28 protein-coding genes are annotated in these 25,680 nt (G+C 69.0%); 13 read left to right on the top strand and 15 right to left on the bottom strand.

Going from position 1 to position 25,680, the window contains the following annotated elements:
• The 3 genes from ACZ55U_RS35595 to ACZ55U_RS35585 form a co-directional block, all read right to left on the bottom strand.
• Nucleotides 1-912, bottom strand: a 912-nt coding sequence (locus tag ACZ55U_RS35595) for a replication initiator (RefSeq protein WP_465533119.1), incomplete at its 3' end; no start/stop codon positions are given.
• 136 nt (nt 913-1,048) lie between these two features.
• On the bottom strand, nt 1,049-1,801 hold the full coding sequence (locus ACZ55U_RS35590) for a DUF2637 domain-containing protein (protein WP_465533117.1): 753 nt from the start codon (nt 1,799-1,801) through the stop codon (nt 1,049-1,051).
• Nucleotides 1,802-1,842: 41 nt separating this feature from the next.
• Nucleotides 1,843-3,120, bottom strand: a complete 1,278-nt coding sequence (locus tag ACZ55U_RS35585) for a P-loop NTPase family protein (RefSeq protein ID WP_465533115.1) — start codon at nt 3,118-3,120, stop codon at nt 1,843-1,845.
• 379 nt (nt 3,121-3,499) lie between these two features.
• Here ACZ55U_RS35585 and ACZ55U_RS35580 point away from each other — a divergent pair, with 379 nt between their 5' ends.
• The 5 genes from ACZ55U_RS35580 to ACZ55U_RS35560 all read left to right on the top strand — a co-directional run bounded on the left by ACZ55U_RS35580 (nt 3,500) and on the right by ACZ55U_RS35560 (nt 6,440).
• Nucleotides 3,500-4,747, top strand: coding sequence for a helix-turn-helix domain-containing protein (locus ACZ55U_RS35580; protein ID WP_465533113.1), 1,248 nt, complete (start codon nt 3,500-3,502; stop codon nt 4,745-4,747).
• A gap of 134 nt (nt 4,748-4,881) precedes the next feature.
• Complete coding sequence (locus ACZ55U_RS35575) at nt 4,882-5,289, top strand: hypothetical protein (protein ID WP_465533111.1); 408 nt, start codon at nt 4,882-4,884, stop codon at nt 5,287-5,289.
• Nucleotides 5,289-5,540, top strand: coding sequence for a DUF7848 domain-containing protein (locus tag ACZ55U_RS35570; protein ID WP_465533109.1), 252 nt, complete (start codon nt 5,289-5,291; stop codon nt 5,538-5,540). Before ACZ55U_RS35575 ends, ACZ55U_RS35570 begins: the two co-directional genes overlap by 1 nt.
• 283 nt (nt 5,541-5,823) lie before the next feature.
• Complete coding sequence (locus tag ACZ55U_RS35565) at nt 5,824-6,048, top strand: hypothetical protein (protein WP_465533107.1); 225 nt, start codon at nt 5,824-5,826, stop codon at nt 6,046-6,048.
• Nucleotides 6,048-6,440 carry a CPCC family cysteine-rich protein gene (locus ACZ55U_RS35560; protein ID WP_465533105.1) on the top strand — a complete coding sequence of 131 codons (393 nt, stop codon included), beginning with the start codon at nt 6,048-6,050 and terminating at the stop codon, nt 6,438-6,440. Before ACZ55U_RS35565 ends, ACZ55U_RS35560 begins: the two co-directional genes overlap by 1 nt.
• 217 nt (nt 6,441-6,657) lie before the next feature.
• Here the strand turns inward: ACZ55U_RS35560 and ACZ55U_RS35555 are convergent, their stop codons facing one another.
• The 5 genes from ACZ55U_RS35555 to ACZ55U_RS35535 all read right to left on the bottom strand — a co-directional run bounded on the left by ACZ55U_RS35555 (nt 6,658) and on the right by ACZ55U_RS35535 (nt 11,355).
• Nucleotides 6,658-7,983, bottom strand: coding sequence for a tyrosine-type recombinase/integrase (locus tag ACZ55U_RS35555; protein ID WP_465533103.1), 1,326 nt, complete (start codon nt 7,981-7,983; stop codon nt 6,658-6,660).
• Entirely contained in the window at nt 7,983-8,162 is a 180-nt protein-coding gene (locus ACZ55U_RS35550) for a helix-turn-helix domain-containing protein (RefSeq protein WP_465533101.1), read from the bottom strand. Before ACZ55U_RS35550 ends, ACZ55U_RS35555 begins: the two co-directional genes overlap by 1 nt.
• Complete coding sequence (locus tag ACZ55U_RS35545; protein ID WP_465533099.1) at nt 8,155-9,519, bottom strand: replication initiator; 1,365 nt, start codon at nt 9,517-9,519, stop codon at nt 8,155-8,157. The genes ACZ55U_RS35550 and ACZ55U_RS35545 overlap by 8 nt, the downstream gene beginning before the upstream one ends.
• A 166-nt stretch (nt 9,520-9,685) precedes the next feature.
• Nucleotides 9,686-11,023, bottom strand: coding sequence for an FtsK/SpoIIIE domain-containing protein (locus ACZ55U_RS35540; protein ID WP_465533097.1), 1,338 nt, complete (start codon nt 11,021-11,023; stop codon nt 9,686-9,688).
• Nucleotides 11,024-11,025: 2 nt separating this feature from the next.
• Complete coding sequence (locus ACZ55U_RS35535) at nt 11,026-11,355, bottom strand: SCO3933 family regulatory protein (RefSeq protein ID WP_465533095.1); 330 nt, start codon at nt 11,353-11,355, stop codon at nt 11,026-11,028.
• A gap of 224 nt (nt 11,356-11,579) precedes the next feature.
• Between ACZ55U_RS35535 and ACZ55U_RS35530 the strand changes: the two genes are divergently transcribed.
• From ACZ55U_RS35530 to ACZ55U_RS35515, 4 genes are all read left to right on the top strand, one after another.
• Nucleotides 11,580-12,449, top strand: a complete 870-nt coding sequence (locus tag ACZ55U_RS35530; RefSeq protein ID WP_465533093.1) for a GntR family transcriptional regulator — start codon at nt 11,580-11,582, stop codon at nt 12,447-12,449.
• Between the two features lie 119 nt (nt 12,450-12,568).
• On the top strand, nt 12,569-13,795 hold the full coding sequence (locus tag ACZ55U_RS35525; RefSeq protein WP_465533121.1) for a helix-turn-helix domain-containing protein: 1,227 nt from the start codon (nt 12,569-12,571) through the stop codon (nt 13,793-13,795).
• A gap of 179 nt (nt 13,796-13,974) precedes the next feature.
• Nucleotides 13,975-14,313, top strand: a complete 339-nt coding sequence (locus ACZ55U_RS35520) for a hypothetical protein (RefSeq protein ID WP_363539521.1) — start codon at nt 13,975-13,977, stop codon at nt 14,311-14,313.
• Nucleotides 14,314-15,275: 962 nt separating this feature from the next.
• Nucleotides 15,276-15,587, top strand: coding sequence for a DddA-like double-stranded DNA deaminase toxin (locus ACZ55U_RS35515; protein ID WP_465533091.1), 312 nt, complete (start codon nt 15,276-15,278; stop codon nt 15,585-15,587).
• Nucleotides 15,588-15,672: 85 nt separating this feature from the next.
• Here the strand turns inward: ACZ55U_RS35515 and ACZ55U_RS35510 are convergent, their stop codons facing one another.
• The 4 genes from ACZ55U_RS35510 to ACZ55U_RS35495 all read right to left on the bottom strand — a co-directional run bounded on the left by ACZ55U_RS35510 (nt 15,673) and on the right by ACZ55U_RS35495 (nt 19,650).
• Nucleotides 15,673-16,320 carry a hypothetical protein gene (locus tag ACZ55U_RS35510; protein ID WP_465533089.1) on the bottom strand — a complete coding sequence of 216 codons (648 nt, stop codon included), beginning with the start codon at nt 16,318-16,320 and terminating at the stop codon, nt 15,673-15,675.
• 158 nt (nt 16,321-16,478) lie between these two features.
• Nucleotides 16,479-17,798, bottom strand: a complete 1,320-nt coding sequence (locus ACZ55U_RS35505; RefSeq protein WP_465533087.1) for a tyrosine-type recombinase/integrase — start codon at nt 17,796-17,798, stop codon at nt 16,479-16,481.
• A complete protein-coding gene (locus ACZ55U_RS35500) occupies nt 17,798-17,983 on the bottom strand; it encodes a helix-turn-helix domain-containing protein (RefSeq protein ID WP_465533085.1) in 186 nt (61 codons plus the stop codon). Before ACZ55U_RS35500 ends, ACZ55U_RS35505 begins: the two co-directional genes overlap by 1 nt.
• Nucleotides 17,980-19,650 carry a replication initiator gene (locus ACZ55U_RS35495; protein ID WP_465533083.1) on the bottom strand — a complete coding sequence of 557 codons (1,671 nt, stop codon included), beginning with the start codon at nt 19,648-19,650 and terminating at the stop codon, nt 17,980-17,982. The genes ACZ55U_RS35500 and ACZ55U_RS35495 overlap by 4 nt, the downstream gene beginning before the upstream one ends.
• 352 nt (nt 19,651-20,002) lie before the next feature.
• Here ACZ55U_RS35495 and ACZ55U_RS35490 point away from each other — a divergent pair, with 352 nt between their 5' ends.
• Nucleotides 20,003-20,383: a winged helix-turn-helix domain-containing protein gene (locus tag ACZ55U_RS35490; RefSeq protein WP_465533081.1), complete on the top strand. Its 381-nt coding sequence runs from the start codon at nt 20,003-20,005 to the stop codon at nt 20,381-20,383.
• A 546-nt stretch (nt 20,384-20,929) separates the two neighbouring features.
• Here the strand turns inward: ACZ55U_RS35490 and ACZ55U_RS35485 are convergent.
• On the bottom strand, nt 20,930-22,132 hold the full coding sequence (locus ACZ55U_RS35485; RefSeq protein ID WP_465533079.1) for a helix-turn-helix domain-containing protein: 1,203 nt from the start codon (nt 22,130-22,132) through the stop codon (nt 20,930-20,932).
• A gap of 181 nt (nt 22,133-22,313) precedes the next feature.
• Between ACZ55U_RS35485 and ACZ55U_RS35480 the strand changes: the two genes are divergently transcribed.
• The 3 genes from ACZ55U_RS35480 (at nt 22,314) to ACZ55U_RS35470 (ending at nt 23,910) form a co-directional block, all read left to right on the top strand.
• Nucleotides 22,314-22,616, top strand: coding sequence for a hypothetical protein (locus ACZ55U_RS35480; protein ID WP_465533077.1), 303 nt, complete (start codon nt 22,314-22,316; stop codon nt 22,614-22,616).
• A 62-nt stretch (nt 22,617-22,678) separates the two neighbouring features.
• Nucleotides 22,679-22,930, top strand: coding sequence for a DUF7848 domain-containing protein (locus ACZ55U_RS35475; RefSeq protein ID WP_465533075.1), 252 nt, complete (start codon nt 22,679-22,681; stop codon nt 22,928-22,930).
• Nucleotides 22,931-23,655: 725 nt separating this feature from the next.
• Entirely contained in the window at nt 23,656-23,910 is a 255-nt protein-coding gene (locus ACZ55U_RS35470; RefSeq protein WP_465533073.1) for a hypothetical protein, read from the top strand.
• A 95-nt stretch (nt 23,911-24,005) separates the two neighbouring features.
• Here the strand turns inward: ACZ55U_RS35470 and ACZ55U_RS35465 are convergent, their stop codons facing one another.
• Both ACZ55U_RS35465 and ACZ55U_RS35460 read right to left on the bottom strand, forming a co-directional pair.
• On the bottom strand, nt 24,006-25,313 hold the full coding sequence (locus tag ACZ55U_RS35465) for a tyrosine-type recombinase/integrase (RefSeq protein WP_465533071.1): 1,308 nt from the start codon (nt 25,311-25,313) through the stop codon (nt 24,006-24,008).
• Nucleotides 25,313-25,513, bottom strand: a complete 201-nt coding sequence (locus ACZ55U_RS35460) for a helix-turn-helix domain-containing protein (protein ID WP_465533069.1) — start codon at nt 25,511-25,513, stop codon at nt 25,313-25,315. The genes ACZ55U_RS35465 and ACZ55U_RS35460 overlap by 1 nt, the downstream gene beginning before the upstream one ends.
• Nucleotides 25,514-25,680 lie beyond the last annotated feature (167 nt).

Genomic DNA, 25,680 nt, shown 5'->3' with positions numbered 1-25,680 from the left:
GGCGACCGCGTGATTGGTGAGTTCGGCGTCGGTGCCGAAGGCGGCGATCTCGCGCACGTCGAGCTGTTCGCCCCAGGTGAGTTCGCGTTCCCCGACCGCGTCCGAGACGACGCTGATCGAGACGCGGGCGGCGGCGGCTCGGATGGCGTCGGCGAGCAGGGTGACTGTGGCGGACAGGGGCGGGGGCTGGGTGCTGCCGTCCGGGCCGTCGAGGCGGATGACGGCGTGGAAGTGGACCAGGCCGCGTTTCTGGTACTCGGCGACCTTGGCGAAGGAGACGCGCAGTACGGCGCGGGCCGCCTTCTGGGTCAGGCCGAGCCGGGCGGCGATCTCGCGGCGCAGGTAGATCGTGAAGCGCGCCCACAGGGCTCCGGCGTGGGCGTTGAACAGGACCGCGCCCGGGTAGTCGTAGGTCTTCGGGTCCAGCGGTGTGCCGAGCAGCGCGTCCGTGGGTTCGTGGAGCTTGCCGCAGCGGCAGGGCCGCAGTGCGCCGCCCGTGTCGGTGGGGCGGTTGTGGACGGGGCCGAAGGAGGGCGCGGTGAGCGTGGCGAACACGCGGGGGTGGGTGCGGACGGTGTCCGGCACGCTCTTGCCGCCGGTCAGGCCCGCCCGGATCAGTTGGAAGGTGTCGGCGGCGTAGACGCGGGAGCAGGCCGGGCAGCGTGAGGCGCGGCGGTTGCCGCAGGCCGTCAGCAGGTTGCCCGTGGGCTCGGCGGCGGTGGTGTAGGAGCGCAGTACCTCGCCGGTGGCCGTGTCGATGGTGGTGGTCTGGCCGATCAGGCGCACGGGTTCGGTGCAGCCGCCGAGGCGGTCGATCTGCTGGTGTGCGCGGTCGAAGTCGGGCAGGTTGACCAGGTGGATCAGGTCCCGCAGGGCGGGGCTTGCCACGTGGTGCAGGTCCAGGGTGACCATTCGGGGCGTGTCCCTTCTGTGGGTGGGTGGCCCCGAGCAGCAACCAGCCAGGCAGGAAGGCGTGTTGGTGCTGCTCGGGGCATGGGAAGCCGAGCCCGGTCGGGCGGGGGCGGTCAGGTGGGGAAGGGGCCCGGGCTCAGGCGAAGAGCTGAGCGTGTGCGGCGGTGGCCAGCGGCAGCGTGACGCCCAGGCGGGCCTTGAGCTGACCGGGCGTAATGTGCTCGCCCTGTTCGGCGTGATGCGTCTCGGCGATGCGCCGGGCAGCCGTCAGCAGGGCCTCAGGGACGGCCGGGAGCGAGGCGGAGACGGTCGTCTTGGCCGGCACGGGAGCAGGCCCGGGCTCATCAGTGAGGATCGCAGCCGGGGCAGGCGCCGGCTCGGAGGCCGGTGCGAGGACGGGTTCCGGTGCGGGGTCGAGCGATGCGATCGGGTCCGGCAGGTGTTCCACAGCCGGAACCGGGGCGGGGGCCTCTGCCGGCTTCGAGGCGCTCAGGGTGTGGAAGTGGCGGAGGAGCTGGGGGCCGACCTTGCCCCAGCCGAGCAGCAGCAGCGGTGCGACCGCATCGACGGCGGCGCGGCCGTAGTGTCCGGCCGCCAGGGGCTCGGCGACGTTCAGAGCCAGGGTGAGCAGGCCGCACAGGTGCATCAGACGGGTTGCGGGCGTCAGTTCCTCCTGCGGGACGCCGCGTAGGGACAGCAAGCGCAGACCGACGAGGAGCCCGATCACGGACAGGTCAACCATGGGGGCGATTAGCGGCGCGACCGGGCGGGGTACCCCGAGGCGCAGGGCCAGGGCCCAGACGTTGCCGAAGGAGAACACGAACGCCAGCAGGGCGATGACCGCCATGACCACGGTCACGGTGCGCTGTGTGAGGCGATCCTCGGCCATCAGGCCAACTCTCCTTTCTTGATGGGGAGTTACTGGAGGCGTCAGGCAGCTTCGGTCATCAGGGTGTCGGCGTCGTCGTCCATGAAGGCGGGCTTCCAGTCGACGGGGCCCGGGTAAACGTCGAGGTACGCGGCCGGGTCTTCGGTCAGGTGGGCGGTGTCGTCGGCGATCCTGGCCGCGTCGGCGTCGGACACGTACGGGGTGCGCACGCGGGTGAAGCCCGGACGGCCCTGCACTCCCATGGAGGCCACCCCGACGTAGGCCGGGTCCTGGAGATTGACCGGGTTCGCGTCCGGCCAGTTGCGAATGTCGTCGCCGAGCGCGGCCACGGAGGCTTCCGCCGTCTTCTGCGCGAAGGACAGCCCCAGCGGGCACACGTCCCGGATGAACGTCGGGATCGCGTCGCCGGTCGCCTTCTGGGTGGCCAGGATGACCATGATGCCGACGCTGCGGCCCTTCTTCACCAGGTCCTCGACCAGTCGGGCGTTCTCCGCCGACAGGGCCGCCAGCTTCTTCGTCTCGGCGTCGTTGCCCTTGTACTCGCGGAAGTAGGTGTGCGCTTCGTCGATGATCAGGATCGTCAGCGGCCAGATGCGGGACGGACCGACGTGCCACAAGTTCTTCACGCCCAGGACGGCGCGGATTGACGAGGACCGGCCCCGCCGCAGCTTCACCATGCGCTTGAACAGCGCGTTGGCTTCCGCCAGGTCGTCACCCGCGAAGGCGAACAGGCGGGGCGTCAGATCGGCGTAGTCCCCTTCGTGGGCGGTGCAGACCTTGCCGTCCGCCACGGCGAACTGGACCGAGTCGGAGGGGGCCAGGTCGCAGATGAGCTTGTTGATCAGCGACGTCTTGCCGAAGCCGGGCAGGCCGGCCACGGTCACGCCGGGAACGTTCGCCAGCGGCAGGCTGACGTCGTCGGCGTACTCGTCCAGCCCGAGCCCCCACGTGTCCAGGCTCCCCGGCACCGTTCCCGTGGGGATGTGCGCGGTCGGCGTGATGAGCGGGTCCAGGCGCACGGCCCGGATCACCACCCGCCCGGGACCGTCCGGCAGCACGGACACCCGTGCGCAGCGCCAGGCGTCGGCGAGGAAGCGCGCCGAGCGCTGGAACTCCTCCAGCCCGACCTTCGGCAGGCACTTGGCCCGCACCACCACCCCGAACCGGTCCGGCTTCACCTTGATACGCGGAACCAGGACCCGAGGCTTGGGCGTCGCGCCCTCGCGGCTGACCAGCTCGGCCAGGAACGTCGGCGTCTTGTCGGTCACCGACAGGCCCGCCATCTTGGCCAGCCGCTCCCACCCGAACCGGATGCGCACCCCCTGCCGGATACTCGCCCGCGTCTCACGATCGACCCGCAGGTACCGGACCAGGCCGACCACAGCCCACAGGGCCGCCAGGGCGAGCACCGCCCCGATCAGGAGAACCCCCGGGGGCCGCCAAGGCCGAGCGCAGGCGTCACGTGGTGAGCCTTGGCGGCCCCCGGAGAACCCTGGTCCGGCGAAGCTGCCCGACCGACGAGGGACCCGTCCCGCTCAGGCCCGCAGCCTGCCGGAGGCTCCGGTGCCGCGCCGTTCCAGTCAACCGCGTGCCCGACGCCGCGTGTGGCGGTGGGTCACCGTCCCGGGTGGGTATCTGCCCAGAGAACCTGGTCAGTTCGCCCATCAGGCGTACCGTGGCGCTGGAGGTGGTGAGCAGATGACGATGGAACTCGCGGACAACGTACGGAAGTACCGGCGTCGCGCCGGGATGAGTCAGGAGGAGCTTGCCCACGCGGCGGGCCTGTCCCCAGCAACCGTTCGGAAGGTTGAGCAAGGCGGAACGGTCCGCATGGAGACGCTTCACGCTCTGGCCCGCGCTCTGGGCATCCCCACGGCGGCCCTCGTCGCGTCCGATGCGCCGGAGCCGGTGGGACGGGCGGAGGAGCCGAACCGGCTCAACCTCATCCAGCTTCGCGCCGCGCTCACTCCGGCGGTGGGGCTGGTGGACCAGGACGCCCAGGCCGTGGGCGAGGAACCGAACCTGCGTGCCTACGCGCGAACGGTTCGAGACGCGCGGGTGCTGTACTTCTCCGACAGCTACAAGAGCGTTGCCGCCCAACTGCCCGGCCTGTTGCGGGATGCCGCGCGGGCCGTCGCCCACTACGACAGCGGGGAAGAGAACCGGCAAGCCCTGCTCGCCCGCGCCGAGGCGTTGCGCCTGGCCGGCACCTACCTCACGCAGGTGAGGCAGTACGACATCGCCTACACGGCCCTGCGCGGAGCCATCGCGGACGCGCGGGAGGGCGGGGACCTGCTCGCGGCCGGTTCCGGAGTCGGCTGCATGTGCTGGCTGCTGGTGCGGCAAGGCCGGCTGGAGGAGGCGGAGCGGATCGCCGCCCAGAGCATGGACGTGGTGGAGCCGAAGATCACCGGTGCCGCGCCCGACCACTACGCGGTGTGGGGCGGGCTGGCCATGGAGGCCGCAGCCGCGGCGGCACGCAACAACCGCCCGGACGAGGCCAAGGAGTATCGCAGGGCAGCGCGGGTGGCGGCAACCGCCGTCGGCACAGCACACCGCAACGTCTCCCGGCACTGGTCCGTCTTCGGACCGGTGACCGCCGCCATCAAGGCACTCGAAGACTCCATGGTCGTCGGCGACGCCCGCGCGGTGGTGCGCAAGGCGGGCGAAGAGGTCGAGCTGTCACCGAAGGCGTGGAAGCGACTGGGTAGGCCCAGCACGAACGACGGGAACCGCTTCACCCTGGACATGGCGCGCGCCCACACGCGAACCGGCGACCTGTCGGCCGCCATGGACGAGCTGACCCGCGCTCGTGAAGCCGCCCCCGAGTGGCTGAGGCACCAGAACTCGGCGGCCGAGACGATGCAGGAGATCCTGAGCAAGCGCAAGCGCACGCTGACCAGCGACATGCGCGAGATGGCCGGCTACCTGGGCATCGTCGGATAGGTGCTACGCAGCGTGGCAATTCGCAGACCTTGCGTTGTGATCTGCCGTGCTGGGTCCATGGATTGACGTGTGATCAGGTCGTTACGGTCGCCGTGTCCTGTTCCAGCGACTGAGGCCGGGGATCCACTATGGGCATGCCGAGGAGCGACGCGAACCGTCTGCGTCGCAGGGAGTTGCACGAAGCGGCGTCGGGCATGGCGGGACCCCGCCTGCTGCCATGGACCACCGAGGACGGGCGCCCCTGCTACCTGAGCACCGACGGCAAGGGCTACATCTCGACGCTCGCCGACGGCATCGAAACCGTGCAGCTCGGCATGGGCCAGGAGCTGCTGGAGTACGCCCGGGGCATCCTGGCCCCCGGAGCCCAGGCGCAGTCGGCCATCGAATACCGCTGGCTCGCCAGCCGGCTGACCGAGGCTCTGTCGGACGCGCTCAGGGTCGCCCAGTCGCGCGGAGATCGCATCCCGGCGCCGCAGGAGGAGGCGGCCGAGGAGGGTGAACCTGCGAACGCTGGCCCCGTTGGCGGACAGGAGGAGAGCTGATGGGTAAGGCCACCCGCTACCGCTTCCGCGAGTACCACGTGACCACCGTGACCGACCCCATGGCGCTGCCGACCTTCGAGGCGGTCTGCGTCACCGGCGAGGAACAGAACTGCGCTGCCGCGTCCGGCGAGCTGCACACCCCCGAGGAGCTGACGCGCTGGATCGCCGGCCACTGTGCGCAGACCGGTCACCAGTCGTACGAGCAGACCATCCGCACCATCGTCCGCGCCGAGCCCGGAGCTTGGCAGTAGGATCACGCGCGCAGCCGTCGGCGAGGGCGATTGGTCTACACCTCTGACGGCAGCGGCGACGGCAACAACCACGGACTTCAGCGCACATCCACGGACGCCGATGGACCGTCAAACCACCGTTGACCTGCGAAAAAGCAGGTGGAGAGGGGTCGCGTAGCACACGTACTATGTACTGGCTGGAAATACGCCGGTGCTCGTCCATAACACTGGCCCGGGCTGCGGCGGGGATAAGTGGACTAGCCCAGATAATCTCAACCAGCACTTCGATAAGCATGGTGAGGAGATGGGCTTTGACACCAAGTCGGAGTATGACTATGCCGCCCAGGATCTAATGTGTGAATGTGATGGTCGTCGGCCCGGCGTTCAAATCAAGGTCGATGGTTCAACGCGTTACTACTTCGATAAGGAGAGTGGCGAATTCGGCATGCGGAGCGATAAGGGGATAATTACCTTCTATAAGGCCGATCAGTCCTATTTCAATAGGCAGCCTGGAACGTTGGTGCCGTGATGAGTCAATCAGAACCGAGATTCCCATGCCCGTGCTGCGGCTATCTGGCCCACACTGAACCGCCCGGGTCCTCAACGATTTGCAAGATCTGCTTCTGGGAGGACGATGTTTCCCAGCTGCGCTGGCCGACTGCCCGCAGTGGCGCCAACAAGGTCTCGCTGATTGAAGCTCAGCAGAATTATGAGGAATTCGCGGCAAGTGAAATGCGATTCAGGGGGCTGGTGAGACCTCCGGCTGCCAATGAGTCGCTCGATGAAGGCTGGCGCCGAATCGATCTCGAAGTTGACATCTTTGAGGACGTCGATGATTGGGTGTTGCCTTGGCCGGGAGATCGCACCGTCCTTTATTGGTGGAGGGATAACTTCTGGCATCCGGCCGAGAATACCCCATGATTGGATCGGATTAATGCGAGGAGCTGTGAGACCGTCGGGGGCGATGAACTCCCTATGGTCGGAGATAGCAGTGGACCAATAATCTGCGTGGCGAAATCCCGCAGCGTGGGGTCCTCCGAGATTATCGGTGGGGCCTGCGCTGAATAGGAAATGCCCCGCCAGAGCATGCTCTGGCGGGGCATTTTTGCTGTCTTGACGGCAGTAGTTGACGGCAACGTCAGTGGACGGGTGCTGCACAAAGCGGCGGTTCGTCGCCGTCGTCGGGTCGGATGGCGCTCTCGTCGGGGTTGCGAAGGGCGTTGCCGAGGAGGTCGATGGCGTCGCGCTGGAGGCGGAGCCGGACGTGAGCGTAGACGGTGGCGGTGACGCCGATGTGGGCGTGGCCGAGGAGTTCCTTGATCACGACGAGTTCGACGCCCTGCTCAAGGAGCAGGGTCGCTGCCGAGTGCCGGAGGTCATGGAACCGGATGCGACGGAGCCCGGCCCGGCGGAGGAGGGCGGTGAAGTGCCGGGTGAGTGTGGCCCCTTCGATGGGGGCGCCGTTGGGCCGGGTGAACACGTAGCCGCTGTCCAGCCAGCCCGCGCCCGCCGTCTCGCGTTCCTGGCGCTGCTGGTCGCGGTGGCGTACGAGTGAGCGCAGGCACGGGGTCGGCAGAGCGATGCGTCGCTCGGAACTCTGGGTCTTCGTCGGAAGGGCGATGAGGCCACCAGAGTTGGTGCGCTGAAGGGTGCGGCGGATGCTGGCAGTGCCGCCTGCGAGGTCGAGGTCTTCCCAGCGCAGCCCGAGGAGTTCGCCCTTGCGGAGCCCGGTGTGTAGGGCGAGTTCGAACAGCGCCTGAAGCCGGTGGCCGTGGGTAGCGGCCAGGAACTGACGTGCCTCGTCGGCGGTGAGCGGTTCGAAGCGGCGGGGTCGGGGTGTGCCCATGCGGACGTTGCGGGCGACGTTGCGGGGTATCTCCTCCTCGCGGACGGCGTGCTCCAGCGCGGACTTGAGCACGGAGTGCACGTAGGCGAGGGTCAGTGCGGAGAGCCGCTTGCCGCAGCACTTCCCGATCGCGCAGCAGCGGGGACGACCGGCCTCTCCCGGCGCGTTCGGGACGCGAGCGGCGTCGAGGCCGCGTGCGCAGCATTGGCAGCGGGTGCGGAGCTGGTCGAGCCAGGTACGGACGTCCTTGGCGGTGAGCTTGGCGAGCTTCTTCCGGCCGAGGCCCGGTATCAGGTACAGCCGCACGCAGGCGGTGTAGCGGGTGTGGGTGTTCTCGCGGAGGCGGTGGACGGCGACGGTCTCCAGCCAGTACGTGAGGTAGGCGCCGACGGTGCCCTGTGCGGAGGGTGCGGGGACACCGCGGTTGCTGGTGGCGATCTTCTCGGTGAGTTTGGCGGTGGCTTCGGCGCGGGTGGTGCCGTAGACGCGGACGCGCTTGCGGGTGTTTCCGGGTGCGAGGACGTAGCCGGCGGCTTCCCAGCGGCCGTCCTTGCGCTGGTAGATGGTGCCGTCGCCGTTGGCGCGGGTCTTGCGGGTGGTGGGGCGGGGCGTGGTCATCAGGCTGCCTCTTCGAGGTGGTGAATGTAGTCGGTGAGGGTCCGGGCGGGGATGCGGCGAGCGCGGCCGATGGTGATCGAGGCGAGCCACCCGGTGCGGATGAGGTCGTAGACGGTGGAGCGGCCGACCTTGAGCCGGGCCATGACCTCGGGAACGGTCAGGAGTTCGTCGTCACGCACCGAGAGCCACCCCCGTCCGCTTGATCGGCGGTGCCACGGCAGCAGTGAGTCGCGCGAGTTCCGGAGTGAGGCCGATGCCGGAGAACGCCCAGTGCGACAGGACGAGCATCGAGGTGTCGTCAGGTCCGGTGACCGGGGCTTCCGCCTGCAAGCGCTGCCAGTCCGCCCGTGCCTGCCGTAGCTCGGCGAGGGTGGTGGAGTAGGTGCGGGTCTTGGTCGAGAAGTGGCCTCGGAAGCCGAGCATGTGCGCCCAGGCGCGGAGCTTGAGGTCGGCGAATTCGGGGCGGGTGCCGAGTTCCCAGGCGGTGCGGATCATCCGTTCGGCGTGGACGGGTATGTCCCACTGGGCGAGTTCGCCGATCAGCCGCAGCCGCTGGTCGAGGGTTCCGGCGGCTCCTTCGGCACCCTTGGTGGCGTACTTGGCGATGTAGGCGGCGACGGCCCGCTCGGTGATCTGGGTGCCGCCGTCGAAGTCGGCGGTCCGGATGGGGCGCACGTCGAGCTGGCTTCCGAACTCGAAGGTGGTTGTCTCACCGCCGAGTTCCGGCCCGACGACGGCAGCCCGGGCAGCGGCAGCGCGTATCGCGTCGGTGAGCAGGTCGACGGTGGCCCAGGCGGGCGGGAGGGACGTGTAGCCTTCCGGTCCGTCGAGGCGGATGACGGCGTGGAAGTGGACGAGTCCGCGTCGCTGGTACTCGGCGACCTTGGCGTACGAGACTTTGACGGCCGAGGACAGCTTCCGCTGGGCGATCCCGGCGAGGCGGGCGACCTCCCGTCGCAGGTTGAGAATGAAGCGGGACCACAGGGCCGGGGCGTGGGCGTTCCAGAGCACCGCGCCCTGGTAGTCGTAGCGGTCCGGGGTGAGCGGGGAGCCGAGAGCAGGGTCGTCCTCGGTGTGGGCCTGGCCGCAGCGGCAGCGGCGGGCCGCGTTCGGGCTGCCGGTGGGTCGGTTGTGAACCGGGCCGAAGGACGGCGCGGTGAAGGTGGCGAAGACACGAGGGTGGCGGCCGACGGTTTCGGGGACGGTCTTGCCGCCTCGCAGGCCGGCGGTGATGAGCTGGAAGGTGTCCTGGCGGTAGACCTCGGCGCAGGACGGGCATCGGGTGGTGCGGCGGTTGCCGCACCGGACGAGCAGGCAGCCGGCTGGCATCTCGGCGGAGTCGAGGTGGCGGAGGATCAGGCCGGTGGCGGAGTCGACCTCGGTCCGGTGGCCGTCGAGGCGGACCGGGCGGGAGCATCCGCCGAGGGTGGTCAGCTGGCGGACCAGGCTGGGGAGCTTGCCGAGGGAGCCGAGCGAGGCCAGGTCCTGCGGCGACAGCGGAGGAGCGGCCGGGGTGTCGGGGGTGGGGAACGTCATGAGGGCATGACCCTTCTGCGTCACGGCGCGGGCGTGCGGCGCCGGAGGTAGTGGAGGGGAGGGCCCCGGCAGGGGCGGAGGTAGGAGGTCACGCCCCTGCCGGGATGGGGTCTGCGGGCGGCGGAGGGCCGCCGGAATCTGGCACGGAAGCGGAGGTGAGCGCGCATCAGGCGGCCTTCACGAAGTCGGTGCCGGTCGGCAGGTCACGGACCTGGAGTCCGGCCTGGCACATGGCCTCGTTGATCTGCCAGCACGCCTCGGTGGGCAGATAGACCGAGCGCATCCGCACGGGGGTGCGCATGTCGCCGATGGAGGCGATGGAGACTCCCTGCGGCATCTCCCGGTCTGCCGCGCTGACCTCCAGCTCCCGGCCGTCCGGGTAGAGGTGGAGGAAGTCCTCGACGGTGTCCACTCGGTGGCAGATACGGGCCGAGAGGTTGGTGCGCATAGCGGTGGACAGCACGTCGGCGGAGGGCTTCTGCGTGATGAGCCACAACCGGACGCCGAACTTCGCGCCCTGGCTGGCGATGGCCAGGAGCTGGGCCTCGAACCGCTCGCGGGCCTTGCGGTCGGAGTGCCGGGTGTAGTTGGCGACCTCGTCGATCACGACCACGAGGAGCGGTAGCTCCTCGCTGAAGGTGGTGATCCGGTCGGTGCGCGCGGACCAGAACAGCTTCTCGCGGCGGTCCATCTCCTCCCGGACCCAGGTGAGGACGTCTGACGCCTCGTCCGGATGGACCGAGGCCGAGACCTTGTGGGCCGTGCGCCACCAGGGTGCGGCTGCGGCGAGGTTGGGGTCGATCACGATCAGCTGAACGTCCCGCATCAGCGACGCGTAGGCGAGGAGCGTGTTGACGGTGATCGACTTGCCCGACCGCGTGACGCCCGCGATGAGGCCGTGCGCGCTCTTGGCGAGGTTGAGGCGGATGCGCTGCCCGTCCTCATCCCACCCGAACAGAACGTCGTCGGCGGTAGTGAGCGAGCCGGGTTCGACTGCGAGTGAGCCGTCGGCCCGGAACAGCGGCGAGGGCATCGGGGTGTCGAGTGGTTCGCGGCGGAACCCGCGTGCCGTGATCTGGCCGGGCTTGGGCTGGGTGATCTTGACGCGGGTCATGCCCCAGCCGTTGCGCAGGTCGTCGGCGGCGTCCTGCCAGGCTTCGAGGCCGACGCGGGGCAGGGTGGTTGCGGTGACGGTGACGCCGAACTCGTCGGCCTTGGTGGTGATCCGGGGGATGCGGATCTTCGGCCTGGGTGCCTTGCCGTCGGTGCTCAGGTGCTCCAGTCCGCTCGGGGTGGAGTCCTTGGCGGCGAGTTCGGCCATGGGGGCGAGACGCTTCCAGGTGCGGCGGATGCGGCGGGCCTGGCCGAGGCTGATCCGGGTCTCGGTGTCGGCCCGCAGCCAGCGCACCGAGACGAAGACCATCCGCCCCAGCAGCAGGGCCGTGGCCGGGACGAGCAGCCAGAGCAGGGTGCCGGGCGATATGTACGGAGTGGCCGTCAGCATCGTCAGGCCGCCTTGGCGGTGATGGCGGCGGCGCGGAACGCGATGCCGTGGCGGGCCTGGCCGTTGAAGTTGTTCTCCCACGGGGTGGCGACGAGGCCGGTGAAGGCGACGAGAGCGCCGGGCTTGGTGCCCTTGGCGAGGCCGGTCTCGGGGACGGTGACGGAGATCATCTCGGCCCGGCCGTCGAGGACAAACATCACGTCCGCCACGAGGAGCCTGGCGCCGGTCTCCTTGTCGACGGCGATCTCGCCAGTCTGGAAGTCCTTCACCTTGTCGCGGACAACGCCGAGCATCGCGGTGGCGACGGTGGTGTCGATGGGGATGTTGCGCATCTGTTCCTCCCGGAACGGCTGGGGTCCGTGTGGCCGCTGGTGCGATCACGTGCCGGAACGTTAGCACACTCCATCCGACCCCATCCAAGTCCATCCCTATCCAAATGGTTTCCACCCCATCCGTGGCTGACTACCCTGGTGACCGGCGGACACGGGTGGCCCGGGCCCGTCTCGACCCGCACACCGACAGAGGGGGACTGGTGTCCCAGCCCGATGGCCTTCGCTTGACCTTCGAGCGCATCGCCGACGACCTGAAGCAGCAGATCAGGGACAACGCCCTACGGCCCGGGCAGCTGCTGCCCTCGCAGAGCCAGCTCATGAAGACCTACAAGGCGTCGAGCCTGACGGTGCAGAAGGCTATGGCCCTGTTGCGGGAGCAGGGTTGGGCGGTCTCGAAGCCCGGCAAGGGCACCTTCGTCAGCCAGACCGTGGACCTGGAGCGCGCCTACCAGACGATCAGCGCAGACCTGGAGCGCCAGATCCGAGCCGGCGACCTCGCAGCCGGGGCCAAGCTGCCCGCACGCGAAAGCCTCGCCGAGCAGTACGGGGCACCTGTCACGGCGGTCGACGCGGCCATCCGCAAACTCCTTGATGAGCGGTGGCTCGCCCGCGACGAGTCCGGCAGCGCACTGGATGTCTTCGTGCGGAGTGCGGACGACCCGACGATGGCGTCCCGTCTCGCCTACGAGCAGCTGGCGAAGAAGATCGCCGACGGGACGTTCCAGGAGGGGACCGAGCTCACCGATCAGCAGGTCGCCGACATGCTCGGCATCGACGAGCAGGCCGCCCACCATGCGCTCGTCCTCCTGCTGGTCGAGGGCAAGGGCACGCGTATCCGTCGCGGCGTCCCCACCGAGACGGGCGGCATGACGGTCGTGGAGGCCGTGGCCGTCGGCCAGCTCTCGGCGGTCCCGGGCGCGCTGGAGACCTACAGCGGCCCGTCTCCGGAGGAGCTGATGACGCGCCAGCGCATCCAGCACCTGTCCGATGTCCTGGAGGATGCGCTGGAGCAGATCGAGGAGATGCGCGAGCGCATCAAAGCCCTGGAGGCCGGCGTCAAGCCGAAGAAGAGCACTGCGCGGCAGCCCGACTGACCCCAGCGGTCCTGACGAGCGGGACCACCCGGTCGGTTACGGTCGCCCGCTGTTCACACCAGGTCTTGGAGGGCGGCGTACCGTTGGCGAGGAACGAAGACGCAGGTTCAGGGGTGGCCATGGCGGAGAGCATCGGTGACCGGATCGGGCGGTTGCGCCGACGCCGGGGCATGACGCAGGAACAGCTCGCGGAGGCGTCCGGGGTGTCGGTGGCGACCATCCGGAAGCTGGAGCGCAACGACCGCGAGAGCGCCCGCATGGGCACCTTGCGCCAGCTCGCCCAGGCGTTGGGCGTGAAGACGACGGACCTCATGCAGACCGGACCGATCGAAGCACCAGTCGGCCCGGAGGTCGATCCGGCCGGGATTCTGGCGATCCGTCGGGTGATCACACCCGCCCGGGGTCTGGGCCGGGTGGCCCACGCTGATGACGCTCACGACGCCCCGACCATCACCGGGGTCCGCGCGTCGGTGCGCGAAGGTAACCGCCTCTACCAGGGTGACGACTACGCGGCCACCCTGGGAGCACTGCCGAGCGTGCTGACCGAGACCGCCCAGGTCGCCGAACTGGCCGAAGGGGAAGCCCGGTTGGCGGCCTTGGAGGTGCAGGCGCAGGCGTACCAATTGGCGGGCTCCACGCTGATCCACCTGAGGCATGACGATCTCGCGTACCAGGCGCTGAACCGGGCCATCGATCTGGCCGAACGAAGCGGCAACCAGGTACTCGGCGCGTCCGCGGTGGTCTCGCTGTGCTGGCTGTTGCTTCGCCAGCGCCGCTTCGACGAGGCCGAAGACGTGGCCATCGCCACGGCGGACGCCATCGAGCCGTCCTTCCGGCACTCCACCGCCAGCCACCTCGGCACCTGGGGCTGGCTGCTGCTGCGAGGATCAGCGGCGGCCGTGCGCAACAACCGGACTCCGGAGGCGGACGAGATGATTCGGCAGGCCAAGGCCGCCGCCGTCCTGGTCGGCCGGGATGTGATCGACTACCACGAGTACTGGACGACCTTCGGCCCCAACACAGTGGCCATGAAGGAGGTCGAGAACGCCATGGTCCTGCGCGAGTACGGCAAGGCTCTCCAGCTCTCCGGGCAGGTCACCGCACCCGCCCGCTCGACCTCCAACAACCGCAACCGCCACCTGCTCGACCTCGCTGCCGCCCACACTGAACAGCGCGACCACGCGTCGGCCACCGACATCTTGATGGGCATCAAGCAGGCCGCCCCCGAATGGCTGCGCTACCAGCGATACGCCCGCGACATCGCCACCAGCCTCGTCACCCGACGCAAGCGCGGCCTGTCGCCACAGCTCGTCGAACTCGCCGACTTCCTGGCCGTCGAACTCTGACCAGCACGGCAGAGACACCATGTATCAGATCCACGCCGGGCGGTGCGAGAACTGACCCCGCACAGTCCTGGGCCACCCGACGGCGACGCCCGACGATCTCAGTAACCGAACGAACGGCACGGACCAACACAGCGTCACCAGCGGTCCCGTGCCGGGCCGAACTGAGATGGGACGAAGAGATGACCAAGCCTGCGAAGCCCACCGCCGTCGTCTACCTGTGCACCGCCAAGGACGAGCCCGTCGTCACCCGGCAGGCGATGTGCGAGCGGATCGCCCGCGAGTCGGGCCTGCACCTCGCGGGCGTGATCCACGACGACGAGGGCGCCACCGAACCCGACCAGCGCCGAGGACTCACCTACGCGCTTCAGATGCTCCTCGACGGCGACGCCGACACCATCATCGTCCCTACCGGCGAGATGCTCTCCGTCCTGCCCGACGAGAAGGCCCGCGTCAGCCGGTCCGTGCGGAAGGCCGGCGGCCGGATCATCGTGGCCAGCGAAGTGAGCGCCCGTAGCTGAGCCCGGCCTCTCCGGCCTCGCACAAGGCTGCCGTCTCGGGGCGTAGGAAGTGGGACTCTCGGCCATCGGCTGTGCCACAGTCCAGCGCGGACACAGTCAGTCCGGTGAACAGCGATGGTGGGCAGGCCGGTTCAACAGTTCAGCGAGACGCGGCCCCGGTGGTCGAGTGCGTCGAAACTTTCCTTACGGGTTCAAGGCGGCCCGCCTACGCGGGCCGCGCGCGCCCGCAGGCCGAGCCGCCCCGCGCTTCCTGTCTACGCCCCACCGCGCGACGGCCCGGCCACCCTGCGCGCGCAAAGACGGAGGAAGGGCCGGGTGGGGCCCGGGGGTGGCCTGGCAGCAGGCCAGGGCGGGGCCAGCAGAGGAAGCCTGGATCGGCCAGCGTCCAGGCTGCATCTCCGGGTTGGCGCTGACCGGGAAGACCAGCGGCTCGCGCCAGGCAGGACGGCCCAGCACCGACGCTCCATGGCGGGCTCGATGCTCGGGCGCGGGCCGGGCGGCGAAGCGTGCTCTACCCACCTACCCGGTCCGGGGCCCGCGTCGGGCAAGGCCAGGGGGCCACTCGGGCCAATTGCGGGCAGGCCCAAAGCCTGCCCGAGATCGCGAGCAAGCTTACGACCCCCTGACCATGCCCGACCCCAACCCGGGCAGGACACCGGCCAAAGCCCGCTCCACCGCCCTCACTGCCACCCACCGGAAACCCCCAGTGGTGTAGACCTCTGACGGCAACGCTGACGGCAACAGGGCTGGACAACAACGCACTTCCACGGACCTTGACGGACCGGTAGATTGCCGCTCACCTGCGAAAACGCAGTCAGGAAGGGGTCGCCTATCACACGTACTATGTACTGGCGGGGAACACGCCAGTACTGGTTCATAATTCCGGCCCCTGCATTCTTACGGATGAACAAGGGCTTGCTGCGGCAAATGCGGCAGGCGGTAAGTTCGCAAATCCAGGCAACATGAATGGGGCTCTCTACCTGGATGGCCACGACGACCCGATCGCCCTTTCATCCGGGCGTGGAAATGTTGGGGATGGCTATGTGCGACCCCCAGGGTCTGGTGATTTCTATCATCATCTGGAGGCTCAGGCGGCAGCCGCCATGCGGAGGACCGGTTCCATGGACGGGCAGCTCTTCATCAGTGGCGACTATATTTGCGGAGCATGCTCCGATAGGCTCCCGACGATGTTGCCGCCAGGTGCAACGCTTAGGGTGACCTATCGGGCAGGCGACGGGAGTATTACGACCGTCCCGTTCACGGGTGCGGGCTAGCAGAAAGCAAACGACCCCGGCAGGGCAGTCCTGCCGGGGTCGTTGCATGCCCGGATATTTACATACTGGGCATAAGCCCTGTCGATTAGCCGATGCGACCAGACCTCAACCAGCTGAGGCCGTGCAGCTCGTCAATGTAAGTCAGCAGAGCTGGATCGTTGCTCCCAATTTGGATTTGCACATACCCAGGCCTGTTCCCGTAGGGGGCGTGGTCCTCCAGTGCTGGTCCCACGTCGGCTACAAGTCCCTCGCTCATGAAGACTCGGTGTCCTGGGCGGGGCCATCGCCACCCGCTGAATGCAACCTCTGTCACTGGGGCCAGGATTTCCTGCAATCGACTCTCCGGCACCTCGTCGCAAGCCCGCCTGGACGTGGCGTTGTAGGCGGCCTCGCTCAAGGCATTGTGGATCAAGAATTCAGGAAGGCTCTCGGTGGACTTTTCCCACCCCTCGTAGAGCTCTCCCTCATATACATCCATCGGACTGTTCGGATCGAATGCCCAAACCGCGTCTCCGGGGTCTGCCATGAAGATGGCTTTCCCATCCTTAGCCACGATTGCTTCTGGCGCCCGCATCCTCTTGATAGTCATGAGCGACCTTGTCCATTGAGACGAGATCTCGTGCCATTCCTTCAAGGGTTCGGGCAGCCATGCGACGCTGTCCGGCAGGCGGCGTGGTGGAGCATCGGGGGATCCGTACCAATTGGTAAGGAATCGGGGCAAGTCGATGCTCATCGGATCAATCATGGTGCGATTATTGCATGGGCCCGGCGAAGATTTGTCTTCTGCTGAGAGTGTCGCCGTGGGGACCAGACTGGATAGTAATAGCTCCGGCTGGCGGTCGACCATCGACCGGCCAGCCGGAGCTTTGACGGCAGTAGTTGACGGCAACGTCAGCGGACGGGTGCTGCACAAAGCGTTGGTTCGTCGCCGTCCTCGGGCCGGGTGGCGGGCTTGGCGGGGTCGCGGAGGGCATTGCCGAGGAGGTCGATGGCGTCGCGCTGGAGGCGGAGCCGGACGTGGGCGTACACCGTGGCCGTGACACCGATGTGGGCGTGACCGAGGAGTTCCTTGATCACGACGAGTTCGACGCCCTGTTCCAGGAGGAGGGTGGCCGCCGAGTGGCGGAGGTCGTGGAAGCGGATGCGGCGGAGCCTGGCCCGGCGGAGCAGGGTGTTGAAGTGTCGGGTGAGCGTGGCCCCTTCAATGGGGGCGCCGTTGGGCCGGGTGAAGACGTAGCCGCTGTCCTTCCAGCCGGTGCCTGCGGCTTCGCGTTCCTGGCGCTGCTGGTCGCGGTGTTGTTCGAGGGAGCGTAGGCACGGCGTGGGCAGGGCGATCCGCCGTTCCGAGCTCTGGGTCTTGGTCGGGAGCGCGGTCAGGCCGCTGGAGTTGGTGCGTTGGAGGGTGCGGCGGATGCTGGCGGTGCCGCCGGCCAGGTCGAGGTCTTCCCAGCGCAGGCCGAGGAGTTCGCCCTTGCGCAGGCCGGTGCGCAGGGCGAGTTCGAATAGCGCGCTCAGCCGGTGTCCGGCCGTGGCGGCGAGGAACGCGCGGGCCTCCTCGGTCGTGAGGGGTTCGAAGCGGCGGGGCCTCGGGGTGCCCATGCGGACGTTGCGGGCGACGTTGCGGGGGATCTCCTCTTCGCGGACGGCGTGCTCCAGGGCGGACTTGAGCACGGAGTGGACGTAGGCCAGGGTCAGCGGGGAGAGGCGCTTGGCGCAGCACTTCCCTGTGGCGCAGCACTGGGGCTGGTCGCGGGCGGCGTCGAGGCCGCGTGCGCAGCACTGGCAGGTGGTGCGGAGTTGGTCGAGCCAGGTACGGACGTCCTTGACGGTGAGCTTGGCGAGCTTCTTCCGGCCGAGGCCGGGTATGAGGTAGAGCCGGGTGCAGGCGGTGTAGCGGGTGTGGGTGTTCTCGCGGAGCCGGTGGACGGCGACGGTCTCCAGCCAGTAAGCGAGGAACGCTGCAACGCTGCCCTGCGCTGAGGGGGCGGGGACGCCGCGGTTGCTGGTGGCGATCTTCTCGGTGAGCTTGGCGAGTGCTTCCTTGCGGGTGATGCCGTAGACGCGGACGCGCTTGCGGGTGTCGCCGACGGCCAGGACGTAGCCGGCGGCTTCCCAGCGGCCGTCCTTGCGCTGGTAGACGGTGCCGTCGCCGTTGGCGCGGACCCTGCGCGAGCCGGTGCTGGGGGTGGGGTTGGTGTCGAGGGTGGTCATCAGGATGCCTCTTCGAGGTGGGTGTGGACGAGGGCGGTCAGGGCATGGGCGGGGATGCGGCGGGCGCGGCCGATGGTGATCGAGGCCAGCCGCCGGGTGCGGATGAGGTCGTAGACGGTGGAGCGGCTGATCTTGAGGCGGGCCATGACCTCGGGGACGGTGAGGAGTTCGCTGTCGGCGGTCACGCGGTCGCCCCTGTCTGGACGGGGGTGGTCAGCGGGTCGGTGGAGTGACCGGCCCGGTCACGGGAGCGCTGTGCGTGCCTGGGGCGGCTCGGTTGCTCGGGCCGGGGGCGCGGCTGGGTGGCCAGGAGGTCGGAGAGGTGGGCGAGTTCGGGCAGGAGGCCGGTTCCGGCGTACTGCCAGTGCGAGATCACCAGCGTCGTGTCCGTGCCGCCGCGCCGCCCGTCCTTCGCGCGGTGACCGGGGCCGGGGTCGGTGTGACCGGCGATCAGGTCATCGCGGTCACCGAGCCGGTCAGTGACCGACCGGCCCCCACCCATCGGAAGTCCGGCGTGCCGGTCGACCATTGCCGGGTCGGTCGGCGTCGGGGCAGCGGTTTCGGGTTGGCGGGTGCGCCAGGCGGTGCGTTCGGCTCGGAGGTGGGTGAGGGTGGTGGAGTAGCGGCGGGTGCGGGTGGAGAAGTGGCCTCGGAAGCCAAGCATGTGGGCCCACTGGCGCAGGCGGAGGTGGGCGTGCTCGGGCCGGGCACCAAGGTGCCAGGCGGTGTGGATCATTCGGCGGGCGTGGTCGGTCAGGTCGTACTGGGCGAGTTCGGCGAGGAAGCGGAGTCGGCGATCGAGGGTGCCGGTGGCGGTCTCGGCGCCCTTGGTGGCGTACTTGGCGATGTAGGCGGCGACGTGCCGGTCGGTGACGGGGGCGTCGCCGGTGAAGTCGGTACTACGGATCGCGCGGACGTCGATCTGCCGCCCGAACCGGAACACCGAGGGCCCCGCCGACTGTGCCGGGTCGGCCTCCCCAGCCCGCGAGGGGTGTTGGTGCTGGACGCGAGTGCGGTTGGCGGCGGCGCGGACGGCGTGGTCGAGGAGCTCGGTGGTGGCCCAGGTGGGTGGGGTGCTGTTGGGGCCGGTGGGTCCGTCGATGCGGATGACGGTGTGGAAGTGGATCTGGCCGCGCTTTTGGTATTCGGCGACCTTGGCGTAGGAGGGCGTGGCGTGGTGGCGCAGGGTGCGCTGGGTCAGTCCGGCGGCCTTGGCGATCTCGCGGCGCAGGTGGGTGGTGAAGCGGGCCCACAGGGCGGGGGCGTGGGCGTTCCACAGCACCGCGCCGTTGTAGTCGTACCGCTGCGGGTTCAGTGGGGTGCCGAGGAGCGGGTCGCCGTCGGCGTGCCGGGTGCCGCAGGTGCAGGGGGCGGTGCCGGGTTGGTTGTGGACGGGGCCGAAGCCGGGGGCGGTGAGGGTGGCGAAAACGCGGGGATGGGTGGCGACGCTGGTGGGGACGGTCTTGCCACCGCGTAGTCCGGCGGCGATGAGCTGGTAGGTGTCGTAGCGGTAGAGGGTGGAGCAGGCGGGGCAGCGGGTGGTGCGGCGGTTGCCGCAGCGCACCAGGAGTTCGCCGGCGGGCAGGTGGCGGGTGTCGAGGTGGTCGAGGATCTGGCCGGTGGCGGTGTCCAGGCGGGTGCGGTGGCCGGTCATGCGGATCGGGCGGGCGCAGCCGCCCAGTGAGCCGATCTGGCGGGCCAGGGGTGCGAGGTATCCGGCGGCGGCGAGTTTGGCCAGCCTGGCGGTCAGCCGCGCCCGGCGTTCCAGCGCCGAGTTCCTGTTCGCGGACGTGTCGGCGCTGGCGGGAGTGGAGGTGGTTGCGGGGGTGGGGAGTTGGAGCTGCGCGGGCATGGGGACAGACCTCCGGCAGGAGTCGGGAGAAGAGGAGAGGCGATTGAGGGGCGACCCGGGTGATCGGCGCACGTGGGCACGGTGCGCGTGACGGCGGGTGCGGATGGTGGGCCGGGGGCGTCTGGCCTGGTCAGCGGTGGTGTTCACCAGCGGTGCGTGAAGGTAGCATCGCTTCAGGAGCGCATTCAAGTGCATCCCTCCTCATCTATTTCGGTGGCCGGTGGGGACGCGAGTACTGTGGCCCCGGTCTTCCGTTTTGGACGGGCCGGATTTCAGTGGTAGAGGCACAGAGAAGGCGGGGTGACCTGCGGTGACGGTGGGGCGGCGGGGACGTAGACCGGCGGGCGGCACGGTGCTGCTGACGTTCGAGGTCATCGCCGAGGCCCTGCGGGAGCGGATCCGCTCCGGGGAGCTGAAGCCCGGGGACGCGCTGCCGACACAGGCCGTGCTGATGGCGGAGTACGGGGCCTCCAGCCTGTCCGTGCAGAAGGCCATGGCCCTGCTGAAGCAGGACGGCTACGCGATCTCCCGCCCCGGCAAGGGAGCCTTCGTCGCCCACCCCGACGCCGACGGTGACTCAGGTGACGGGGAGGCGGGTAACACGCCCGTCGGCGGGACGGCGGCACGCGTCGAGGCACTGGAGCTGGCACTGGCCGAGACGCTTGATCAGCTCACCGCCCTGCGTGCCCGCATCGAAGCCCTCGAAGCGGGCGGCACCGAGCGAGGTTGCTGACCCGTCGGCCGCTGGACGGCCAGAGGCTGGAGCTGTGCGTCCAGATTTTCTCTACGAGGTTCAAGGCGGGCCCCGCCCGCTGGAGCTGGCCCGACGTCGCCGACCGACCCAGGGCCGGACCGGCCCCGAGGTCTTCACGGGTGTCGGCGGTCAGCGGTCCGCCGGGTCGTGAGCGGGGCTCGACTGGTGCCCGATGGGAGCAAGTTGTGGGGTAAGCGCTGCTTACCCCGGCACCGCCCAGGGTCGGAGCAAGTTGTGGAGTAAGGACTCCTTGCCCGCGCCGCGGAGCAAGGAGTCGCCTGCGACCGTCCTACGGCCGGATCGCGGGCAACAGGGTCGGCCAGGGGTCCGACCCGCTTCTATCGCCGGGCTCGCCGAGGGCGGTGGCCGACGTCGCCTCCGGCACGGAGCGAGGCTCCCCGCCGACCCGCCGACCGCACCCGCGCCGAGCGACCAGCCCACGCACGAGCCGTGCCACGTGCCGTGCCGCGTGCCGAGACGCCGACCGGCAGTAGTCCGAACTCGCCCCACGCGCGATCGGGAGGGTCAGGACGCCAGCAGTTCGGCGACTTCGGGGACGTCGCGGAACGCCCGCAGCCGGTCCAGCACGATCCGCGTGCGCTCCGTGGTGCGTTCGCTGCCGCTCTGCCCCAGGGCGAGCATCCGGCCAGCCGTCCCGGCTGCGGCCTCGGGCTCGTTCGCATCGGCGTAGGCCACGGCCAGCCAGGACAGGTACAGCGCCAACTCCCTCGCGTGACTGGCGTCGTAACGGCCCAGGACGTCCGTCAGCAGCGGAACGGCGCGCAGCGGCCGGTGCAGCTCGGTGTAGACGCGTGCCTCCATGACCTGCAGTTCCCCGGCGTCCATCCAGTACAGGTACGAAGGTGACTCGGTGCCGGCCGAGTCCTGGGCCAGGGCCTCGCTGGCTTCCCCGAGGGCAGCCATCGCCGGGCGGTCCTGGCCGGCGCGGGTGTGCGCCCAGGCCACCCGGTCCAGGTACAGCGCGCGGGCTTTCGCCGGAGCATCGGGACCGGCCTCCTCGACGGCGGCGGTGGCGAGGTTAACAGCGTCATAGGGGCGTCCAGTGTTGCTCCACTGGTAGGCCAGCGAGCCCGCCACGTTCCCCGACAGCACCCCGTCCCCGGCGGCACGGGCGGCACTGATCCCGAGCCGGTAGATCCGCTCCGCCTCGGCATGCTCGCCCGCATCGGAGGCGACCCAACCGGCGATCTGCGCCAATTCGCCAATCGCCCGTAGCAGTTCGCGGCCCACCTGCTCGGTGTGGGTGCCCTCGCGGTAGAGCTTCACCGCCGCCCGCAGCTCCCGCAGGGCGGGGCCGATCAAGTCCTTGCCGTACACCAGGTCGTCGGCCAGCCGCAGGCCGTGCACCCGCTGAGCCAGGTCGGCCACCTGCCCAGCCCCGATCCGACGGCCCGTACGGGCGCTCAGCAGGGACAGCGGGTCGCCCGCGGGCAGGAAGTCGGCCACGGTCAGCACACGCGGCGCGGACTCGGGGGGCTGGACTGCCTTCGCCGCTTCCAGCAGCTCGCGCGGCACCTCCAGCACCAGCGCGAGGAAGGGCAGCCACTCGCGCGGGGACCGAGTGCCGATCTCCCAGCGGGACACGTCGTTGCGCGTTGGAGGAACGCGCCCAGGAGCAGCATCGGCCAGCGCCTCGGCCAGCCGCCGCTGACTCCAACCACGTGCCAGGCGCAGCCGCCTGACCAGTTCCCCGACCGTCTCCCTCACCTGGCCAGCTTGGCAGACAGCAAGGCAGACACGCTGGCTACTCCGCAAGGTTCGCGCCAAAGGGGACCCTGATCAACAGCCACAGCGGAGCCGACCACGGGCGGGCACGATGAACCAGAACAGCAGCCAAGCGGAACACCTGCCTCGTCGGAGTGCGGAGTCCGCAGGGGAGGGGCCTCGGTTGCTCCCTTGGACCACCCCGGACGGGAACCCCTGCTACCTGAGCACCGACGGCAGGGGCTACCTCTCGACCCTCGCCGACGACATCGAAACGGTGCAGATCGGCATGGGCGAGGAACTGTTGGAGTACGCCCGAGGCGTCCTGGCACCTGGAACGCTCGCGCGGCCAGCCGTCGAACACCGCTGGCTGGCCTGCCGGCTGACCGAGGCCCTGTCGGATGCCCTCAGAATCGCGGACTCACGCGGGCAGCGCATCCCCGCCCCGCAGCAGGCGACCGAGGGTGCCCGACCTGACGAGCAGTGACGGCCAAGTCCGCTACGTCTCCACGGCAGCAGACCTTCGATACCCGATGAAAGGACACGCTGATGGGCACGACCACCCGCTACCGGTTCCGCGAGTACAACGTGACCACCGACCTCGACCCCCTGGCACTGCCGACCTTCGAAGCCGTCTGCATCACCGGCGAAGAACAGGACTGCGGAGCCCCGTCCGGCGAGCTGCACACCCCGGAAGAGCTGACGCGCTGGATCGCCGGACACTGCGCGCAGACTGGCCACCAGTCGTACGAGCAGACCACCCGCACCGTCGTCCGCGCCGAGCCCGGAGCATGGCAGTAGGATCACGCGCGCGGCCGACAACAGCACGACTGGTCTATACCTCTGACGGCAGTAGTGACGGCAACAACCACGGACTTCGGCGCACATCTACGGACGCCGACGGACCGTCAAACCACCGTTGACCTGCGAAAAAGCAAGTAGAGAGGGGTCGCATAGCACACGTACTATGTACTCGCTGGCAGCACGCCGATTCTCGTGCACAATAGCGGCCCATTCTGCGGGAAGCCGATTGGTGGAAAGATCGGCGACCATCTTGGTGGAGAGGACTTCCATGGTAGCGAATACTCGCTTGACGAGATCGTGGAGTTCGTGAATGGGCATACGGGAGGCGGAAACCCAGCCATGGGGCGGCCGACAGTAGCAGAGGTTGAGACGACTTTGCGCCAGGCTGGCCCGGTTCGTATCGGCGACCAGAACGCCGCACAATTTGACTACAGGGGCGTGAGGGTGATCGTTAACTACGATATGCCGTGGAAGAGTACGTCGTACTATCCCGGTTCGCTTGGAAAGCCGTGACTATCGTGACAAATTCTGACCCGTCTTGGATTTCTGGACGCCTTTCCCCCGATGACCTTCGCACATTGGAGGGGGTGACCGTCCACCTCTCTGGCCAGCGGAGTATCACTCTTCCCCATCTTCTGGCTTCCTGGAAGACTCACGTAGGGAAGCTTGAGGCAGACCTCTCCTTGCCCAGCTCGGACAGGTCCGTATGGGGGGCGCATGACTTGATCGCCGCTTTGGTCCTCCGGGATTTCATCCAGGATGGAATGGGTGCTCTTGATGTCGCGCTGAGATCTCGCTTCGAAAGCCTGATCTCTGAAATCGACAACCGCTTTATCTCCTTCACGGAGCCGGATGATCAGCTTCGTGTTGAAAAGGTGGACGCTCGCTCCGGGAGTGAACGTGAATGGTGGTGGAAGCGGATCCCGGTGACCGGACCGGCGCGAGAAGAGGTAATTCTTTACAGTGGACTTTATTAGCGCCCTGTGAATAAGTGCTAATGATAGAAGCCCTCCCCGTGGTAGGTCCCGGGGAGGGCTTCTGGGCGTTTTGACGGCAGTAGTTGACGGCAACGTCAGCGCACGGGGGCTGCACAAAGCGGCGGATCGTCGCCGTCGTCGGGGTCGGTGGTGGCCTCGGAGAGCTTGCCGAGAGTGCGACCGAGGAGGTCGATGGCGTCGCGCTGGAGGCGGAGTCGGACGTGGGCGTAGACAGTGGCGGTGACGCCGATGTGGGCGTGGCCGAGGAGTTCCTTGATGACGACGAGTTCGACGCCCTGTTCCAGGAGAAGGGTCGCGGTCGAGTGCCTGAGGTCGTGGAAGCGGATCTGGCGCAGGTGCGCTCGGCGGAGGAGTGCGTTGAAGTGGCGGGTGAGAGTGGCAGGCTCGATGGGGTGACCGTCGGGCCGGGTGAAGACGTGGCCGCTGTCCACCCAGCCCGCGCCGGCCTCTTGCTTCTCCTGGGCCTGGTGCTTGCGGTGGGCGCGGAGTGCGAGGAGACAGGGGGCCGGGAGAGCGATGCGGCGTTCGGAGCTGACCGTCTTGGTGGGAAGGGTGGTCAGGCCGCCGGTGCGGGTGCGCTGGAGGGTGCGGCGGATGCTGGCGGTGCCGCTGGCGTGGTCGAGGTCTTCCCAGCGCAGGCCGAGGAGTTCGCCCTTGCGCAGTCCGGTGCGGAGGGCGAGTTCGAACAGCGCGTGGAGGCGGTGGCCCTGGGCGGCGGCGAGGAAGGTGCGGGCCTCGTCGGCGGTGAGGGGTTCGAAGCGGCGGGGCCGGGGTGTGCCGGTGCGGACGTTGCGGGCGACGTTGCGCGGGATCTCTTCCTCCCGGACGGCGTGCTCCAGGGCGGACTTGAGCACGGAGTGGATGTAGGCGAGGGTCAGCGGGGAGAGCCGCTTGCCGCAGCATGTACCGGTGGCGCAGCAGCGGGGCTGTGCGCGGGCGGCGTCGAGGCCGCGGGTGAAGCACTGGCAGGTGGTGCGGAGCTGGTTGAGCCATGTGCGCACGTCCTTGGCCGAGAGTTTGGCGAGCTTCTTCTGGCCGAGGCCGGGGATGAGGTAGCGGTTCGTGCAGGCGGTGTAGCGGGTGTGGGTGGTCTCGCGGAGCTGGTGGACGGCGACGTTCTCCAGCCAGTACGTCAGGTACGCCCCGAGGCTGCCCTGGGTGGAGACCATGGGGACGCCGCGGTTGCTGGTGGCGATCTTCTCGGTGAGCTTGGCGAGGGCTTCCTTGCGGGTGATGCCGTAGACGCGGACGCGCTTGCGGGTGTCGCCGGGGGCGAGGACGTATCCGGCGGCTTCCCATCGGCCGTCCTTGCGCTGGTAGACGGTGCCGTCGCCGTTGGCGCGGCTGCGGCGGGAGGGGTTGGTGTCGCGGGGTGTGGTCATCAGGCGGCGTCCTGTTCGAGTCGGGTGCGGATGAAGTCGGTGAGCGCGTGGGTGGGGATGCGGCGGGCGCGGCCGAGGGTGATGGAGGCGAGCTGCCGGGTGCGGAGGAGGTCGTAGACGGCGGAGCGGCCGAGTTGGAGGCGGGCCATTACCTGGGGGACCGTCAGCAGGTCCCCGCCTGGCCCCGGGAGTGGGGTCATCAGCAGACGCCTTCTGCGGTGAACTGCCGTTCCAGTTCTCTGCGGTGCCAGACGGCGGCGGCGAGGAGTTCGGCGCCGGGGCTGTAGCCCGAGCCGTGGTAGGCCCAGTGGCCGATGACGAGGGTGGTGCTCGGGTCGAGGTCGGTCAGGCCGGCGTGTGTGCGGGC

Source organism: Kitasatospora sp. NPDC034533, assembly GCF_055575155.1.
This window is presented reverse-complemented; position numbering and strand designations above follow the sequence as displayed.